We start from the raw sequence: 16870 nt of genomic DNA, 5'->3' as shown, positions 1-16870 counted from the left end.
AAATAATTTATTTGATTTGAGAAAGATTCAATTAATAAAATTAATTTTACTTGGTATAAAAAACGAAAATACACCCATAAGTTACAAATAAATGTCTGATCGCAGAGATGATAAAATACGGATTTTATATGTAGATGATGAAGAAAATAACCTTCAAGCATTCAAGGCAACTTTCAGGCGAGATTTTAAAGTATCGATTGCCATTTCAGCATCGGAGGCAAGAGATCTGCTAAAAACTCAAGAGGTAGACATCATCATCACAGATCAAAGAATGCCTGATGAGACTGGAGTAGACTTTCTAGCTTCAATCATTCCATTGTATCCAGACCCAATAAGAATATTATTGACAGGATACACGGACATTCAGGCTGTCATAGATGCTATAAACAAGGGCCAAGTATATCATTACCTGACCAAACCATGGGAAGAGGATTACCTCAGAACGGTCATCAACAATGCCTTTGAGGTTCTATCATTGAGAAGGGAAAACAAGAAATTAACAGAAGACCTTATCAAAGCTAATGATCAACTGGAATTTCTCTTGAGACAAAACTTATTGTCCTAATATCTAGCTGCCAACAATAATTGTAGTTCCTTATGGTTCATGGCAAACCTTCTGCCCAGATGTGCATTCGTGAGACTACCCCGGTAGGTATACACGCCCTTCATAAACCACTTGTAATTAAAAATCATTTCTTCAGCACCTTTCAAATCAGACATTTGCAAAATGATGGGTGTGAAAATATTACTTAATGCAACTGAAGCAGTTCTCGACACCCTAGAGGCAATGTTTGGCACGCAGTAATGTATGACATCATGCTTTTTATAAATAGGCTGATCATGCGATGTCATCTCCGCTGTCTCTATACATCCTCCTTGATCTATACTCACATCTATGATGATACTTCCAGGCATCATACCCGCCACCATTTCTTCTGTTACCACTATTTTGTTTCGTCCCTTTTCTGCTCTCAGAGCTCCTATCACCACATCGGCCTCTTTTAGTGCTTGTGCCAAAGTTACATTATCAATGGTAGAGGTATACACTTGTTGACCAAGAAGTTGTTTTATCCTTCTTAGTTTATAAATCTGATTATCGAAAACTTTTATATTCGCACCAAGACCTAGAGCCGTTCTCGCTGCATATTCAGCCACTGTTCCTGCTCCAATAATAACTACCTGTGTAGGAGGCACTCCTGTCACTCCACCTAGAATCAGCCCTTTTCCATCATTCACACTTGAAAGGTATTCCGAAGCTATTAGCATTACTGTAGAGCCAGCTATTTCACTCATAGCTCTGACTACGGGCATACCACCTACTTTGTCTTCTAAATGTTCAAAAGAGACTGCTGTAATTTTTTTTGCATTGAGCGCGTGTAGGTATTCTGCACTCTGTCTTCCAATCTGTAGCGCTGAGATTAAGCAACCACCAGCCTGCATGTGCCCTATTTCTTCTATAGTAGGTGGTTCGATCTTTAGTACTACATCGACTTCTAGTGCTTCCTTGGCCGTCAAGACTACTTTGGCTCCAGCATCTGAATAATCTTTATCAGAAAACTTTGAGTTATCTCCAGCTCCTTGCTCTACCACTACATTGACCCCGTTGGAAACCAATAATCTAACCGCTTCTGGCGTTAGAAGTACTCGCTTTTCTTGGGCATCCATTTCTTTTGGTACTCCTATCAAAAGTTCCCCTTTTTTAGGTTTCATCTTTGCAGAAGCTTCCTTTGGAAGAATCTCAACAGTCTCAGTGACATCAACCATACTGCACTCCGTTAATTATTTTTGAAATATAAATTTCCCTTCCTCCTCGTCTATCAATTTCAATATTGATAAGCATGAAAGATTCTGGGATATAATCAGGAATTCTTTCTGCCCACTCTATCCAGCATCTCTTTCCACTATAGAAATATTCTTCCACTCCTATTTCCAATGCTTCCTCTTGATCATCTATCCTATAGAAATCAAAATGGAAAAATATCTCCTTGCTTTCATTTACATACTCATTAACAATGGAGAAAGTAGGACTTGCTACTAGCTCCCTTATTCCAAATTGATTTGCAATTGACTTGATAAGGGTAGTTTTACCTGCACCCATCTGACCTTTGAACACCCAGATAAGCTCATCTTTACACATTTCTATGAGTTCTTTGGCTACAGTGTCAATTTGCTCAATATGCTCACAATAGATTTTTCTCAATTTATCAATTATTCTTTGGTATTAAATGGACTACTGGAATTATTATTTCCTCCAATGACACACCCCCATGTTGGAAAGTATCCTTGTAGAAATTTACATAATAATTGTAATTGTTTGGATATGCAAAGAAATAATCTTCTACCGCAAAAACATAACTTGTTGACACATTAAATCTCGGTAACTTAGCATCTTCAGGCTTATTGATCTCAAAAACTTTCCCACTCTCAAAATTCAGATTCTTGCCTTGCTTATATCTCAAGTTTGTGGTTACATTTTTGTCACCAATAATTTTGTAAGGCTTATTTACTCTTTTTGTACCATGATCGGTGGTCACGATGAGTTCAGCACCAGCTGCACTGATTTTTTTAAACAATTCATAAAGGCTCGAATGCTCAAACCAACTCTTGGTCAAAGAGCGATAAGCAGATTCGTCAGGTGCTAATTCTCGAATCATTTTCATATCCGTACGGGCATGTGACATCATGTCAACAAAATTGAAGACTACCACATTCAGATCATTGTTCAAAAGTGAGTGAAATTGATCCACAAGGTTTCTTCCTTGGTAGGCTTGAATCACCTTGTTATAGCTGAATCTGATATTCAATCTGTTCTTGTGAAGATTTTCAGCGAGAAATTCCTCCTCTTTGTTATTTTTCCCTTCATCTGTATCTTCTCCTTCCCACAAGTCAGGGTGAAATCTAGCCATATCAGCTGGCATCATGCCGCTAAACAAGGCATTTCTTGCAAAAGCTGTAGTGGTTGGCAATATACTATAATAGGTATCATCTTCTTTAGCATTGAAATACTCATGTACAAGTGGCTCTAAATCCTCCCACTGATCTAACCTAAGATTATCAATTACAACAAAAAATAGAGGCTTACCTTCTTTAAGATGTGGAAAAACTTTCTCTTTCATCAAATGGTGAGATAAGACTGGGCGATCTGCCTTTGAGTCATTGAGCCAATCTATATAATTGTTTTTGATGAACTTCGCAAAGGCTGCATTTGCCTCCACTTTTTGAGTTTCTAGCACTTCTTGCATGCTCTTATTTTCAGTCTTATCTATCTCCAATTCCCAATAGGTGAGTTTTTTGTAAATATCAGTCCATTCTTGATGCGTAGAAGCATCACTGCACGCCATGCTGATATTCATGAAATCCTGTCTGTATGAAAGATTTGTTTTCTCTGATATCAATTGCTTGTTCTGTAGGATTTTTTTGACAGATAGCAATATTTGATTTGGGTTTATAGGTTTGATCAAATAATCCGCAATTTTCCCTCCTATTGCATCATCCATGATATGCTCTTCTTCACTTTTGGTGATCATGACTACTGGTATCTGAGGCTTGATCAACTTGATCTGCTGCAGCGTCTCCAATCCTGTCATCCCAGGCATCATTTCATCAAGAAAAATTACATCATAATTATTTTGTTCAACTAGCTCTATGGCATCAAGTCCACTATTGACTGTACTGATATCGTAGTTTTTCTGCTGAAGAAATAATATATGTGGTTTGAGAAGGTCTATTTCATCATCTGCCCAAAGGATTTTGTATTTTTGCATAGGATTTCGTTTATATCGTTTAAAATTATATTTACTTTTGAAACAAATCAAATGTCCGAGACATTGAAAAGCCGCAAAATATTGAATGACCCAGTGTATGGTTTTATCACCATACCAAGTGAATTGATTTTTACCATCATTGATCACCCATACTTCCAAAGGTTACGTCGAATCAAACAATTGGGTTTGACTGACTTTGTATATCCTGGCGCTTTACATACCAGATTCCATCATGCAATAGGTGCTATGCACTTGATGAGCATCACTTTGGACAATCTCAGAAATAAAGGTAATGAAATAAGTGATGAAGAGTATGAAGCTGCTTTGATTGCCATTTTACTTCACGATATCGGTCATGGACCTTTTTCTCATGCTTTAGAGTTTTCTCTGCTGAAAAGCATTCATCATGAATCTCTTTCGCTTCTGGTGATTGATGAACTCAATCAGCAATTACATGGCCAATTGGACCTTGCTTTAAGAATTTTTAAGAATCAATATGAGAGAAAATTCTTTCATCAGCTGGTTTCAAGTCAACTAGACATAGATAGACTAGACTATTTGCAGCGAGATTGTTTTTTTACAGGTGTATCAGAGGGTACGATTGGTGCTGATAGGATCATCAAAATGATGGCTATCAAAAATGACCAACTAGTAGTAGAAGAAAAAGGTCTTTATAGCATAGAAAATTTTCTAAGTGCCCGAAGATTGATGTATTGGCAAGTTTATCTTCATAAGACAACGGTCTCAGCAGAAAAGATGCTAATCAATCTCATCGGCAGAGCTAAAGACCTCGTGCAAAGTGGTCATTACATAAAAGGTACTGATGAGTTTATGCACTTTTTAGGAAATGATTTCACACTTGAGGATTTCAAAAATTCGAAAGACCTTATACAAGTTTTTCTTGAGCTTGACGATTATGATATCTGGGGAGGAATCAAGCTCTGGAAAAAAGACACAGATTATGTACTAAGGAACATCTCAAGCATGTTTTTAAAGAGGAACTTATACAAAATCAATCTGAACAGCGAAGAGTTTTCCAAGGAAGAGCTCCAAGAGCTTTGGAGTAAAACCCAAAGCAGACTAGGTGTTCCTGATGAAGATATGAAGTATTTCTTTTCTTATGGCGCTATCAGCAACAATGCTTATGTGGCAAAAGAGCGTATTCATATCCTTACCAAAAAAGGAGAAATAATTGATGTGGCACAAGCTGCTGACTTGCCAAATATAAAGGCAATGAGTAAAATCGTTAAAAAACACTATGCTTGTCGTGCTAAAAATTTAACTTTGTAGCCAAATAATCAGAAAATGGAATTTACTGTAGAACAGGTGGCTGCTCTTCTCAACGGGAAAGTTGAAGGAGATGGATCAGCTATTGTAAATAGATTAGATAAAATTCAAGAAGGAATGCCAGGTGGTATCAGTTTTCTTTCAAATGAAAAATATGAAAACTTCATTTACTCTACCCAAGCTTCAGCTGTCATAGTATCTGAAAATTTTCAACCTAAAAAATCCATTAACACTACCCTAATCAGAGTAAAAGATGCATATACTGGATTCACGCAGATTCTAGAGGCGTATGTACAATTCACAAAAAGCAATAAATCAGGTGTAGAAGCGCCATCCTTCTTTGACCAATCCAGTAGCATAGGCGAAGGACATTATCTTGGAGCTTTTTCTTATGTGGGCAAAAATTGTGTCATTGGAAATCATTGTAAAATATTCCCAAATGTGTATATAGGGGATAATGTCAGGATAGGCGACAACTGTATCATACACCCAGGCGTGAAAATAATGTCTGATTCTATCATTGGCTCATTTTGTGAAATCCACCCAAATGCAGTAGTAGGGTCAGATGGATTTGGATTTGCCCCTCAAGCTGACGGCACTTACAAAGCTATCCCGCAGGTCGGGAATGTGATTATTGAAGATTTCGTGAGTATAGGATCAAACACCACGATAGATTGTGCTACGATGGGATCTACTTTGATAAAAAAAGGTGCTAAAATCGATAACCTAGTGCAGATTGCACACAATGTAATCATCGGAGAAAATACAGTCATAGCCTCCCAAGCAGGAGTATCAGGCTCAACCGAGATTGGAAAAAATTGCGTGATCGCTGGAAAAGCTGGTATAGTAGGGCATTTAAAAATTGCTGATTTCACCACAATTGGTGCAAATACTGGCATTTCAAAATCAGTTGAAAAATCAAATCAGACACTATTTGGATACATGGGAATGGATTTAAAAGGCTTCCTAAAAGCTTATGCAATTTTCAAGAATCTGCCCTTACTTCAAGATCGATTGAGAGAACTGGAAAAAAAACAATAAATTTACGCAAAATTTAAATACAGGATTCTATACCTATGAGGGTAAAACAACATACTATAAAAAAACAAGTCACTGTCTCTGGCGTGGGACTTCACACAGGAGTGATTTCAAACATGACTTTTTTGCCTGCACCACCAAATCATGGATACAAATTCCAGAGAGTTGATATCGAAGGGATGCCCATCATTGACGCAGATGTAGACAATGTAGTAGATGTATCTCGTGGTACTACTTTAGAACAAGGTGGTGCAAGAGTATTTACTGTGGAGCACGTATTGGCCGCTTTGGTAGGTTTAGAAATCGACAATGTCTTGATTCAATTAGATGGGCCAGAGCCACCGATTTTGGATGGGTCCTCCATTCAATTTATCGATGCACTCGAAAATGCAGGAATAGAAGAACAGAACGCGTTACGAAGATTTTTTGAAATCCCAGAAAGTATCAGCTACAGGGATGCATCCAGAGAAGTAGAAATGGCAGCTTTGCCATTGGACGATTACAGGGTCACTGTAATGGTGGATTACAATTCTCCAGTTTTGGGCTCGCAGCATGCTTCTATCACTGACATCAGCCAATTCAAATCCGAAATAGCTTCATGCAGGACCTTTTGCTTTCTACATGAGTTAGAGATGCTTTATAACCAAAATCTGATCAAAGGCGGTGACTTGAACAATGCGATCGTTGTGGTGGACCGTGTCGTTGAAGAAAAAGAATTAGCCCATTTGGCAAAAATGTTCAACAAAGAAAAGGTAGAGGTTAGAAAAGAAGGAATTCTAAACAATGTAGATCTAAGGTACAAGAACGAACCAGCCAGACACAAGCTGCTCGATGTAGTTGGAGATCTTGCTTTGGTAGGCCGCCCTATCAAAGGTCAAATCCTAGCAGCTAGACCTGGTCATGCTGCCAACGTAGCTTTTGCAAAGAAAATAAAAAGAGCCATGGAAAAAGCTGGCCCAAGTCATATCCCTCATTATGACCCAAAGCTTCCTCCCGTGATGGACATCGCTCAAATCAGCAATATCTTACCCCACAGGTATCCATTTCAGCTACTTGACAAAGTAATCTATCTAGACGAAACTGTCGTGGCAGGAGTGAAAAATGTAACAATGAATGAGCCATTTTTCATGGGGCATTTCCCAGGAAACCCAGTGATGCCAGGAGTACTTCAAGTTGAGGCGATGGCGCAGACTGGCGGTATCTTGGTTTTGAGTACAGTAGAGGATCCTGAGAATTATTGGACATATTTTTTAGGAATAGAAAATTGCAAATTCAGGAAAATGGTCATGCCTGGAGATACCCTAATCTTCAAATGTGAACTTCTCGCACCAATCAGAAGAGGTATAGCTAAAATGAAAGGTGAAGCATATGTGGGCAACACATTAGTATGTGAGGCCGTTATGACTGCAAGTATTGTTAGAAAAGAATCATGATCAATAAACTTTCTCATATACACGAAAACGCAATTTTAGGATCAAATGTGCATGTAGATCCATTCACGATGATACATGATGATGTAATCATCGGTGAAGGCACGTGGATCGGGTCAAATGTCACTATATATCCAGGCGCAAGAATAGGGAAAAATTGCAAAATATTTCCAGGAGCTGTAATAGCAGGAATACCACAAGATCTAAAGTTTCAGGGAGAGAGAACTCTAGTAGAGATTGGTGACAACACCACCATCAGAGAATGTGTCACTATAAGTAGGGGCACTTTAGACAAGCTTACTACCAAAGTGGGAAGCAATTGCTTACTAATGGCCTACGTACACATAGCGCATGACTGTATTGTAGGAAGCAATGTAATCATTGCCAATTCCGTACAAGTAGCAGGCCATGTGATTATCGATGATTGGGCTATCGTCGGAGGTAGCAGTGCTATACATCAATTTGTCAAAGTAGGCACACACTCTATGATCTCAGGAGGTTCGCTTGTAAGAAAAGATGTGCCTCCCTACACCAAAGCCGCAAGAGAACCTTTAAGCTATGCAGGTGTCAATAGCTTAGGATTGCGAAGAAGAGGATTCTCCAGTGAGACTATCAGCCATATTCAAGACGTGTACAGATTCTTATTTTTGAATAGCTTAAATAATAGTAGAGCTCTGGAAGAAATCGAAGTAAATCTTCCTGCAACTAAGGAAAGGGATGAAATCGTGAACTTTATAAGATCATCAGAACGCGGTGTAATGAAAGGTTATATCCAATAATATGATAAGAATTGAGCTGGAAAGTGCCTCCAAAAGGTTTCAATATGAGTGGATATTCAAAAACATCCAACTTACTATTCCAGCAGGATCAAAGTGGGCAATCACAGGGAGTAATGGCTCTGGAAAGTCCACTTTGGTAAAAGCAATAGCAGGCATCAACCCACTTTCAGAAGGCAAAATCAGATATTTTACAACATCAGAAGAAATTCACTCCGATCAAATTTTTAATCATCTGACAATTTCAGCACCCTATCTAGAACTTCCTGAAGAGTTCACCCTCTTAGAACTACTAAACTTTCATTTCAAATTCAAAAACCCACTGCGTGATATTGATATTTCTACAATGCTAGAAAAAATGTACCTCAAAGAACATATATCCAAACCTATCAATCAGTTTTCTTCTGGAATGAAACAAAGACTCAAGCTAGGGCTATGTTTCTTTTCTGATGTATCTATACTAATATTGGATGAACCCACTTCAAACTTAGATAAAAAAGGTATCGATTGGTACAATGAAATGATTAATCTATTTGGCACAAATAGAACAATCCTTGTATGTTCAAATGACCCAGATGAATATGAGTTCTGTGCGCAGCAGATTAATATTGAAGATTATAAGAAAAAGTAAAGCTTTGATTTTTAGATCATATTGCTAAATTTACAAGACTGAAACCCAATTCAACTTATGAAAAATAGATACAGGTATTACTCATTATTTTTATCATTAGTCACCATCACTTTCTTTGGCTGTAAAAAAGGTGAAGAGCCAGTACCTCAAAAAACTCCAGAGCAACTTGCTACCGAAGCGATTGCTGGGACATCCTCTACCACTTGGGTAATAGCTGGAGGTGGTCAAGTGACTAGAAACAATCTCTCAGTGACCAATACTTTTCAGAATTTTGAAATTAGTTTTTCTGCAAATCAAAGTAGTAGGACTTATAATACAACCAGCGGAGGAGATCTATTTGATAATTCAGGAAATTGGAACTTTGTTGCAAATGACCTAAATAAGATCACATTAGCAGGTACAAAACCTGCATCTGGACCAGAGATTTCTTTTACGAGAACTGGTAATGATTTGATCTTAAACTTTAGCATAGAACCACCTGCTTCTGGTTCAGGTGAAAAAATCCCCATTCCTAGTGCAGCCATTGCAGGAAGTTATAGATTCACATTGAAAAGAAAACCTTAAGCAGTTTTACAAATAGAAAAGCCCTCAAAAAGTCTGACTATTTTGAGGGCTTTTCTTCAAATTTTACAATGGAATTATTAAGCTTTTAACTCTACTAAAGTCACACCTGCTCCCCCTCTATCTGCATGCTCGTCCGAAACTTTTTTCACTTGTGTCATTTGTCTTAAAATGTTTCGCGTGATATCTTTCAGAATCCCATCTCCCTTACCATGCACGATCCTCAAATCTTTCATACCTAACATATGTCCGTCATCCACGAAGTTCTGAACTAGCGGTAAAATCTCTTCACCTCTCTTGCCTCGAATATCCAGGTTTGGAGAATAGTCTAGCATTTTTGCATTAGCATCAAAACCTGAGCGCTTTGCCATTGATTTCTTTTCTTTCTTCATTTCAGAAGTTGAAATCTTCTCCAAGCGTTTCAGTTTCACATTAGACTTTAGATCTCCAATACTGATCTCTATATCCTTATTCTTGATCGCCAGCACCTCTGCCACTGCCCCATTGTCTTTCAATCTCACAAAATCACCCACAGCAATCTCACCACCTAATACTTTTATCTCAGGAGTCTTTGGCAAGACCTTTTCGGGCTTTACTTTCACTTTGAATGTCTCTAAATCAGCCCTTAGCTTCTTGGTGGCTTCTTTATCTGCTTTCTGCTCCTTGATGGACTTGATCGTCTCTTCGATCTTTTTATTGACCTCATCGAGCAATGTCTTTGCTTCGGATTTTGCCTCTTGAATATATTGTTTCCTATTATTTTCGAGGTTTTCTTTGAGATCATTGTAAGTCTTCAGCTGTTGAGAAAGCAATCTTTCTTTTCTTGCATATTCATTTACAAGCTGCTCATATTTGACTTTTTCATTCTCAATTTTTGTCAACATACGATCATATCGAACCCTCTCTTCACCTATATTTTCCTTCGCATATTCTATGATCTCTTTTGAGATCCCAATCTTGGAGGCTATTTCTAACGCAAATGAACTCCCAGGTTTCCCGATCTCTAATTGATAAAGTGGCTCAAGCATCTCTACATCATAGCGCATAGCACCATTGACCAATCCTTGATTCTTTGTGGCGATTTCTTTCAAGTTTCCATAATGTGTTGTGATCACACCATAAGCACCAGTCTTATTCAATGCCAAAAGTATTCCTTCCGCTATAGCTGCACCAAACTGAGGCTCTGTCCCCGTACCAAATTCATCTATAAATAGAATTGTTTTTTTATTCGCAAATTGAGTAAAATACTTCATACTCATCAAGTGAGAACTATAAGTACTCAAATCATTCTCTATATTCTGCTCATCACCAATATCAATAAAGAAATTATCAAATACGGTACATTTTGAATGAGCATCCAATGGAATCAACAATCCACATTGGAGCATATACTGAAGCATTGCGACAGTTTTTAAAGTTACTGATTTTCCTCCTGCATTTGGTCCAGAGATAATCAGAAGCCGACGATTGTGATCTAGCAGTACATTGAGAGGCACTACTTGCTTACCTTGCTGTGCCAATGCAAACTGTAACAATGGATGCTTGGCGTTATACCACTCAAGAACTTTGCTTTTTTCTAATATTGGCCTTTGAGCATCAGTTTTCAAAGCAAATTTAGCCTTTGCCCGTATGAAATCTATCAAACCCAAAAATTGATATGCTTTCCTTAACTCAGGAATGTATTGCCTCAGATTATCCGTAAGCTGAGTTAGGATTCTCTGAATTTCTCGACGCTCCATATAAGCAAGGTCTTGGAGCTCATTATTGATATCTAATACTTCAGCAGGTTCTAGGTATACAGTTTGTCCAGTCGCCGACTCATCATGAATAAAACCTTTGATTTTTCTCTTATTCTCAGCCAATACAGGTATGACCATTCTACCACCTCTGATAGTGATAGAAGCATCATCAGGTGTCAATCCCTTTGACCTAGCATCTCTAAATATGCTATCAAGAACTTTTCTTAACCTATTTTCTTCATAAAGGATTTGAGACCTGATCAAAGACAAGTCTTTGGAGGCATTGTTTCTTAGTTTTCCCTTTTCATCGATTACCCTTTCTATGGCTTTCAGAAGGTGATCCTCTATCTGAACCAAACCTAATAGTTGTGTCAATTGAGGATATTCTTCACCATACTTTTTGAAAAAAGATACACAACCTGACAAGGTTATGAGTGATAGTTTAACTTCATGAAATTCATCTTCATAAAGAAATGCACCCTCTATTTTAGCTTTATCAAGGAAAGGATGAATGTTGGTGAAATTTGAAGAAGGAAATGGCTCTCCTGAAATAATAATTTGTCTAAACTCCTCTGTCTGATCTAGTAGACGCGAAATCAAGGAAAAATCCTTAGAAAAAGCCATCTTCTGAACAAAATCTGTTCCCAACGAGCTACTACACTCTGCTTTGATCAGTTCTCTGATCTTATCAAAATTGATTTTTTCCTCTAAATTAATTGGGTAATTCATCAGTTTGTTTTATTAATCCTTCCTTCTCAATCACATTCAAAGAATCTATGATGCTTTCATAGATCTTATCGATTAACTTTGGTTTTGAAATGTAATATTCTAAGCTTCTATGAAAAACTGAGTCGACTACTTTATGTTTTACAAAAACATCATACTCAAACATGGGGTATAAAGTTCTCGAAGAATCGTAATTGATGGGAAGTGTGCTCACATATCCCTCTGATAGATGAATATCTATCAAGATTGCTATCATCTTTGACTCATCCAGAATCCCTTGTGGTTTGGAATCCCTTGAGCATGACAATATTAAAATAGCAAATAGTATAAGTAAATTGAGTCTTTTCACGTTTCAAAATTAATAGAATAAATAGAGAACTGCAGATAAATTTTATTTATCAAAAGACTACCTTAAATTAGTCATCCGAAAACAAGACACATGAATCAATTATTGAAAAAACTCCGTAGGTATGAAATCATGATACGCAAAGTGGCCAACAACCACTTGCAAGGAGATTACCAGTCTATTTTCAAAGGAGCAGGCTTGGAATTTGATGACTTAAGACCTTATCAGTATGGAGATGATGTGAGAACTATAGAATGGAAAGTTTCTGCTAAAGGACATGGGACTTTTGTCAAAACTTTCAAAGAAGATAAAGATCAGAGTATATATTTCTTGTTAGACATAAGTGGATCTCAGGATATTGGAGCCACAGGAAAGAAAAAAATTGATAAAGGAAAAGAAATCGCTGGAGTGCTCACACTAGCAGCAATCTTTGAAGGAAGCCAAGCTGGTCTAATTTCCTACTCCGATCAAAAAGAAAACATCATTTTGCCAGGAAAAGGCCCAAAGCAAGGGGTAAAAATCATTCAAGGGATTTTCAATCATCAAAATAAATCTCTTAAAACCAACTTGAACGAAATGTTTACATTTGCTTTGAATTTGATCAAAAAAAGAAGCATCATCATCGTAATTTCAGATTTCATAGATGAGGGCTATGAACGGCCATTCAAAGCATTAGCAGAAAAGCACGACCTAGTAGCCATACAACTTACCGATCCTAGGGAATCACTTTTACCTTCCTTGGGTATCATACCTATTTATGATAAAGAAGAAGGTCGTACTACGTGGGTAAATACTGCATTCGGGAAGTTTTCTAAGAAAATTACCGATACATTTACTTCTGAAAGAGATCACCTGAAGACTATTTGTAAAAAGAACCAAATAAATTATTTGGAAGTTGACACAAGTGCAGATATAGTCATGCCTCTTATAGAATTATTTAAGTCACGAAATAAAACCATGAAACGTGGATAAATTACGCTTATTCATAATATTCTTAGGCTTGCAGACCATCTGTACGCTGAGCCAAGCTCAAGACATAGATGTGCAAGGATACTTTATGAAAGACTCTGCTAAAATCGGAGAAAGAGTTCCTTACGTTTTGAAAGCTAAATACAGTAAGGGGATGAACATTATCTTTCCTGATTCATTATATGATTACAGTCCCTTTGTTTTATTAGAAAAACAAACCTTCATGAGTCAAACAAGAGGTGACTATACCATCGATAGTGCAGTGTATTATGTGTCAAATTTTTCTTTAGACCCTACCTCTACTTTATCTTTACCTGTCTTTGACATCATGAAATACGATAGTGCCAGCTACCAATCAGACGAATCATCTTTGGCATTGATTCTGACAATCAACCCTCTTCCTGATCAACTCGCTTTCAAAGACAATAATATATATCAAGAGATCCCTAAAACCTTTAATTTCCCATTATTCCTAGCTGTCATTGTTTCATTAATAGTAATCTCTACTATAATTCTGGTAATCTTCGGAAAATCCATCTCTAAAGCATTTAAAAACTATAGAGAAAAAAGAAAATATCATAGATTTATCAAAAAGTGGAAAAATGCAGAAGCAAGGTTTGTTTCAAACCCAAACATGAATTCGGCTGACGAACTATTGGGACTTTGGAAAACATACATGGAGCACCTCAATGACAAACCATTTAGAGAGTGGACTACTGTAGAGATCGCACATTTCCTTGATAATAAAGAAATAATCAAAGATTTCCGAGAGATTGAAATGATCATCTATGCAGGAAAACAATCTATAGATGTCAGCCAAGCTGTACACAACCTAAAAGAAATATGTGCTGACACGTACCAACAAAAAATTATCCTAAAAGATGAGCGCAAATAATTTTATTGATTTTTTTTCTATAAATTGGTTCTTACCAGACACATTACAAAATTTGGAATGGGAAAACTTATGGGCTCTCCATTTGTTATGGATCATTCCCGTATTGATGCTTTTAAGGAAGTTTATAAAAATCCTTAAAAACCCTGTATTAGAGTTATCACTGCCTGGTACAGTGTCTCAAAATAATCCTTGGACGTATTTGCGCTTAGTTCCAACATGCTTTTTTATACTTGCGACATGGATGATTGTAGTAGCTATAGCACGCCCCCAAAAATCCAACGAAAGAGTAGAACAATATACCGAAGGTATAGATATCATGATGGTAATGGATATTTCAGAATCCATGGATCTTCAAGATTTCAAACCAAATAGACTAGAAGCTGCAAAAGAAACTGCCATAGAATTCATTAATGGAAGATTTGGAGACAGAATAGGAATGGTTATTTTTTCGGGAGAAGCATATTCGCTAGCACCATTGACCACAGATTATGCACTTCTCACAGACCTTATCAAAGATATCTCCTTTAATATGATGGATGCAAAAGGCACAGCTATAGGTAGTGCTTTAGCAGCAGGGACAAATCGAATGCGCGAAGCTGAGTCAAAATCTAAGGTGATGATTCTATTATCCGATGGTGAAAATAATGCAGGAAATGTAGACCCTATCTTTGCAGCTGAATTAGCAGCTGCTTTTGATATAAAAATATATTCTATCGCGGTAGGAAAAGATGGTATGGTGCCTTATGGAGTAGACTTCTTTGGTAGACCTCAAATGATAGAAAGTTATTTAGATGAAACTACATTGAGAGAAATAGCAAAAATAGGGGGCGGGAAATTTTACCGCGCATCTGATGATGATGCACTTGAAAGGATATTTGATGAAATCGACACCTTAGAAAAAGCAGAAATCATAGAATCACGCTACAAAGAAACGAACGATTACTACAGGGTATATTTATTTTGGGGTATTTTATTCCTTCTATTATGGCTAGGTTTCAAAAGTACATTCTTTAATAATTTCCTATTGGATTAGAAGTACAAAGATAATATTGTAAATTCTGTAAACTCTAACCCATGTACTGTTTAAATTCGGCACGCAGAGCCGCAATGAGGTTCTTTCATGTGAAGTAGCTTGTTTATCGCAGTAACTTCATTACTCACCCTAACTTCATGCATACTTCTTAATTCCATCCTTAACACCAAATTTCATCCTTTGCAAATACCTCTCTGAGCCCTTCCTAGTTAAAATTTAGCACGCAGAGCCGCAAGGAGGTTCTTTCATGTGAAGTAGCTAGTTTATCGCAGTAACTTCATTACTCACCCTAACTTCATCCATACTTCTAAATTCCATCCTTAACACTAAATTTCATCCTTTGCAAATACCTCTCTGAGCCCTTCCTAGTTAAAATTTAGCACGCAGAGCCGCAAGGAGGTTCTTTCATGTGAAGTAGCTAGTTTATCGCAGTAACTTCATCACTCACCCTAACTTCATCCATACTTCTAAATCCCATGCTTAACACTAAAATTAAACCTATGCAAATACATCTCTGAGCCCTTCCTAGTTAAAATTTAGCACGCAGAGCCGCAAGGAGGTTCTTTCATGTGAAGTAGCTAGTTTATCGCAGTAACTTCATTACTCACCCTAACTTCATCCATACTTCTAAATCCCATGCTTAACACTAAAATTAAACCTATGCAAATACATCTCTGAGCCCTTCCTAGTTAAAATTTAGCACGCAGAGCCGCATGGAGGTTCTTTCATGTGAAGTAGCTAGTTTATCGCAATAACTTCATTACTCACCCTAACTTCATCCATACTTCTAAATTCCATCCTTAACACTAAAATTAATCCTATGCAAATACATCTCTGAGCCCTTCCTAGTTAAAATTTAGCACGCAGAGCCGCAAAGAGTTTCTTTCATGTGAAGTAGCTAGTTTATCGCAGTAACTTCATTACTCACCCTAACTTCATCCATACTTCTAAATCCCAACCTTAACACCAAATTTCATCCTTTGCAAATACCTCTCTGAGCCCTTCCTAGTTAAAATTTAGCACGCAGAGCCGCAAGGAGATTCTTTCATGTGAAGTAGCTAGTTTATCGCAGTAACTTCATTACTCACCTTAACTTCATGCATACTTCTTAATTCCATCCTTAACACTAAATTTCATCCTTTGCAAATACCTCTCTGAGCCCTTCCTAGTTAAAATTCGGCACGCAGAGCCGCAATGAGGTTCTTTCATGTGAAGTAGCGAGTTTATAACACTAAATTCATTACTCACCCTAACTTCATGCATACTTCTTAATTCCATCCTTAACATTAAATTTCATCCTTTGCAAATACCTCTCTGAGCCCTTCCTAGTTAAAATTTGGCACGCAGAGCCGCAAAGAGTTTCTTTCTGTGAAGTAGCTAGTTTATCGCAATAACTTCATTACTCACCCTAACTTCATGCATACTTCTTAATTCCATCCTTAACACTAAATTTCATCCTTTGCAAATACCTCTCTGAGCCCTATACAATTAAAACAACCCTCCCAAAACACTACCCCCTATCTTGTTTCTTGTCTCTTGTTTCTTGTTTCTACGAGAGATCGTAGATTATACATATTTGGTACTTTGTACATTGTACTTAATACACTCATCTCTTCTGCTTCTCGCTTCTCGTCCCTCGCTTCTCATCACTAATCTCCCGCTTGTTCCCCATAAA

General features: G+C 37.4%; 15 protein-coding genes. 10 read left to right on the top strand and 5 right to left on the bottom strand.

Annotation, left to right across the window (positions count from 1 at the left end; genetic code table 11):
- The first annotated feature begins 91 nt into the window (after positions 1 to 91).
- Positions 92 to 565 (top strand): response regulator, encoded by a 474-nt coding sequence (locus MM214_RS17365; protein WP_241297443.1) that lies wholly within the window; start codon positions 92 to 94, stop codon positions 563 to 565.
- On the opposite strand, the gene MM214_RS17360 is transcribed toward MM214_RS17365, so the two are convergent.
- The 3 genes from MM214_RS17360 to porX are packed head-to-tail and all read right to left on the bottom strand — an operon-like array spanning position 562 to position 3764.
- Positions 562 to 1764, bottom strand: coding sequence for an alanine dehydrogenase (locus MM214_RS17360; protein ID WP_241297442.1), 1203 nt, complete (start codon positions 1762 to 1764; stop codon positions 562 to 564). The two genes, MM214_RS17365 and MM214_RS17360, sit on opposite strands and share 4 nt — an antisense overlap.
- A complete protein-coding gene (tsaE, locus tag MM214_RS17355; RefSeq protein ID WP_241297441.1) occupies positions 1757 to 2200 on the bottom strand; it encodes a tRNA (adenosine(37)-N6)-threonylcarbamoyltransferase complex ATPase subunit type 1 TsaE in 444 nt (147 codons plus the stop codon). The genes MM214_RS17360 and tsaE overlap by 8 nt, the downstream gene beginning before the upstream one ends.
- Positions 2201 to 2204: 4 nt before the next feature.
- Positions 2205 to 3764, bottom strand: coding sequence for a T9SS response regulator signal transducer PorX (gene porX, locus MM214_RS17350; protein ID WP_241297440.1), 1560 nt, complete (start codon positions 3762 to 3764; stop codon positions 2205 to 2207).
- A gap of 51 nt (positions 3765 to 3815) precedes the next feature.
- On the opposite strand from porX, the gene MM214_RS17345 reads away from it, so the two are divergent.
- Genes MM214_RS17345 through MM214_RS17320 form a run of 6 tightly spaced genes read left to right on the top strand, consistent with a single transcriptional unit; the run spans position 3816 to position 9490 of the window.
- Positions 3816 to 5054, top strand: coding sequence for an HD domain-containing protein (locus tag MM214_RS17345; protein ID WP_241297439.1), 1239 nt, complete (start codon positions 3816 to 3818; stop codon positions 5052 to 5054).
- A 15-nt stretch (positions 5055 to 5069) separates the two neighbouring features.
- Positions 5070 to 6092, top strand: a complete 1023-nt coding sequence (gene lpxD / locus MM214_RS17340) for a UDP-3-O-(3-hydroxymyristoyl)glucosamine N-acyltransferase (RefSeq protein ID WP_241297438.1) — start codon at positions 5070 to 5072, stop codon at positions 6090 to 6092.
- Positions 6093 to 6127: 35 nt separating this feature from the next.
- Positions 6128 to 7522, top strand: a complete 1395-nt coding sequence (locus MM214_RS17335; RefSeq protein WP_241297437.1) for a bifunctional UDP-3-O-[3-hydroxymyristoyl] N-acetylglucosamine deacetylase/3-hydroxyacyl-ACP dehydratase — start codon at positions 6128 to 6130, stop codon at positions 7520 to 7522.
- Entirely contained in the window at positions 7519 to 8298 is a 780-nt protein-coding gene (lpxA, locus tag MM214_RS17330; protein WP_241297436.1) for an acyl-ACP--UDP-N-acetylglucosamine O-acyltransferase, read from the top strand. Before MM214_RS17335 ends, lpxA begins: the two co-directional genes overlap by 4 nt.
- Before the next feature lies 1 nt (position 8299).
- Entirely contained in the window at positions 8300 to 8926 is a 627-nt protein-coding gene (locus MM214_RS17325; RefSeq protein ID WP_241297435.1) for an ABC transporter ATP-binding protein, read from the top strand.
- 57 nt (positions 8927 to 8983) lie between these two features.
- On the top strand, positions 8984 to 9490 hold the full coding sequence (locus MM214_RS17320; RefSeq protein WP_241297434.1) for a hypothetical protein: 507 nt from the start codon (positions 8984 to 8986) through the stop codon (positions 9488 to 9490).
- Positions 9491 to 9567: 77 nt separating this feature from the next.
- Here MM214_RS17320 and MM214_RS17315 read toward each other — a convergent pair whose 3' ends face one another.
- Complete coding sequence (locus MM214_RS17315) at positions 9568 to 11955, bottom strand: endonuclease MutS2 (RefSeq protein ID WP_241297433.1); 2388 nt, start codon at positions 11953 to 11955, stop codon at positions 9568 to 9570.
- Positions 11939 to 12301, bottom strand: coding sequence for a DUF4296 domain-containing protein (locus MM214_RS17310; RefSeq protein ID WP_241297432.1), 363 nt, complete (start codon positions 12299 to 12301; stop codon positions 11939 to 11941). Before MM214_RS17310 ends, MM214_RS17315 begins: the two co-directional genes overlap by 17 nt.
- Positions 12302 to 12391: 90 nt before the next feature.
- On the opposite strand from MM214_RS17310, the gene MM214_RS17305 reads away from it, so the two are divergent.
- The 3 genes from MM214_RS17305 to MM214_RS17295 are packed head-to-tail and all read left to right on the top strand — an operon-like array spanning position 12392 to position 15195.
- The gene (locus tag MM214_RS17305; RefSeq protein WP_241297431.1) at positions 12392 to 13270 is read left to right on the top strand and encodes a DUF58 domain-containing protein; all 879 of its coding nucleotides are present in this window, start codon (positions 12392 to 12394) and stop codon (positions 13268 to 13270) included.
- Positions 13263 to 14162: a hypothetical protein gene (locus tag MM214_RS17300; protein WP_241297430.1), complete on the top strand. Its 900-nt coding sequence runs from the start codon at positions 13263 to 13265 to the stop codon at positions 14160 to 14162. Before MM214_RS17305 ends, MM214_RS17300 begins: the two co-directional genes overlap by 8 nt.
- The gene (locus MM214_RS17295) at positions 14149 to 15195 is read left to right on the top strand and encodes a vWA domain-containing protein (protein WP_241297429.1); all 1047 of its coding nucleotides are present in this window, start codon (positions 14149 to 14151) and stop codon (positions 15193 to 15195) included. The genes MM214_RS17300 and MM214_RS17295 overlap by 14 nt, the downstream gene beginning before the upstream one ends.
- The last annotated feature ends 1675 nt before the right edge of the window (positions 15196 to 16870 follow it).

The sequence above is a fragment of the Belliella kenyensis genome (assembly GCF_022549675.1).
Lineage (GTDB): Bacteria > Bacteroidota > Bacteroidia > Cytophagales > Cyclobacteriaceae > Belliella > Belliella kenyensis.
This window is presented reverse-complemented; position numbering and strand designations above follow the sequence as displayed.

Coding starts and splice junctions, on each gene's coding strand:
- porX (WP_241297440.1), bottom strand. CDS start 3,764: ATGCAAAAATACAAAATCCTTTGGGCAGATGATGAAATAGACCTTCTC.
- MM214_RS17320 (WP_241297434.1), top strand. CDS start 8,984: ATGAAAAATAGATACAGGTATTACTCATTATTTTTATCATTAGTCACC.
- MM214_RS17295 (WP_241297429.1), top strand. CDS start 14,149: ATGAGCGCAAATAATTTTATTGATTTTTTTTCTATAAATTGGTTCTTA.
- lpxD (WP_241297438.1), top strand. CDS start 5,070: ATGGAATTTACTGTAGAACAGGTGGCTGCTCTTCTCAACGGGAAAGTT.
- MM214_RS17315 (WP_241297433.1), bottom strand. CDS start 11,955: ATGAATTACCCAATTAATTTAGAGGAAAAAATCAATTTTGATAAGATC.
- MM214_RS17305 (WP_241297431.1), top strand. CDS start 12,392: ATGAATCAATTATTGAAAAAACTCCGTAGGTATGAAATCATGATACGC.
- MM214_RS17365 (WP_241297443.1), top strand. CDS start 92: ATGTCTGATCGCAGAGATGATAAAATACGGATTTTATATGTAGATGAT.
- MM214_RS17325 (WP_241297435.1), top strand. CDS start 8,300: ATGATAAGAATTGAGCTGGAAAGTGCCTCCAAAAGGTTTCAATATGAG.
- lpxA (WP_241297436.1), top strand. CDS start 7,519: ATGATCAATAAACTTTCTCATATACACGAAAACGCAATTTTAGGATCA.
- MM214_RS17360 (WP_241297442.1), bottom strand. CDS start 1,764: ATGGTTGATGTCACTGAGACTGTTGAGATTCTTCCAAAGGAAGCTTCT.
- MM214_RS17345 (WP_241297439.1), top strand. CDS start 3,816: ATGTCCGAGACATTGAAAAGCCGCAAAATATTGAATGACCCAGTGTAT.
- MM214_RS17335 (WP_241297437.1), top strand. CDS start 6,128: ATGAGGGTAAAACAACATACTATAAAAAAACAAGTCACTGTCTCTGGC.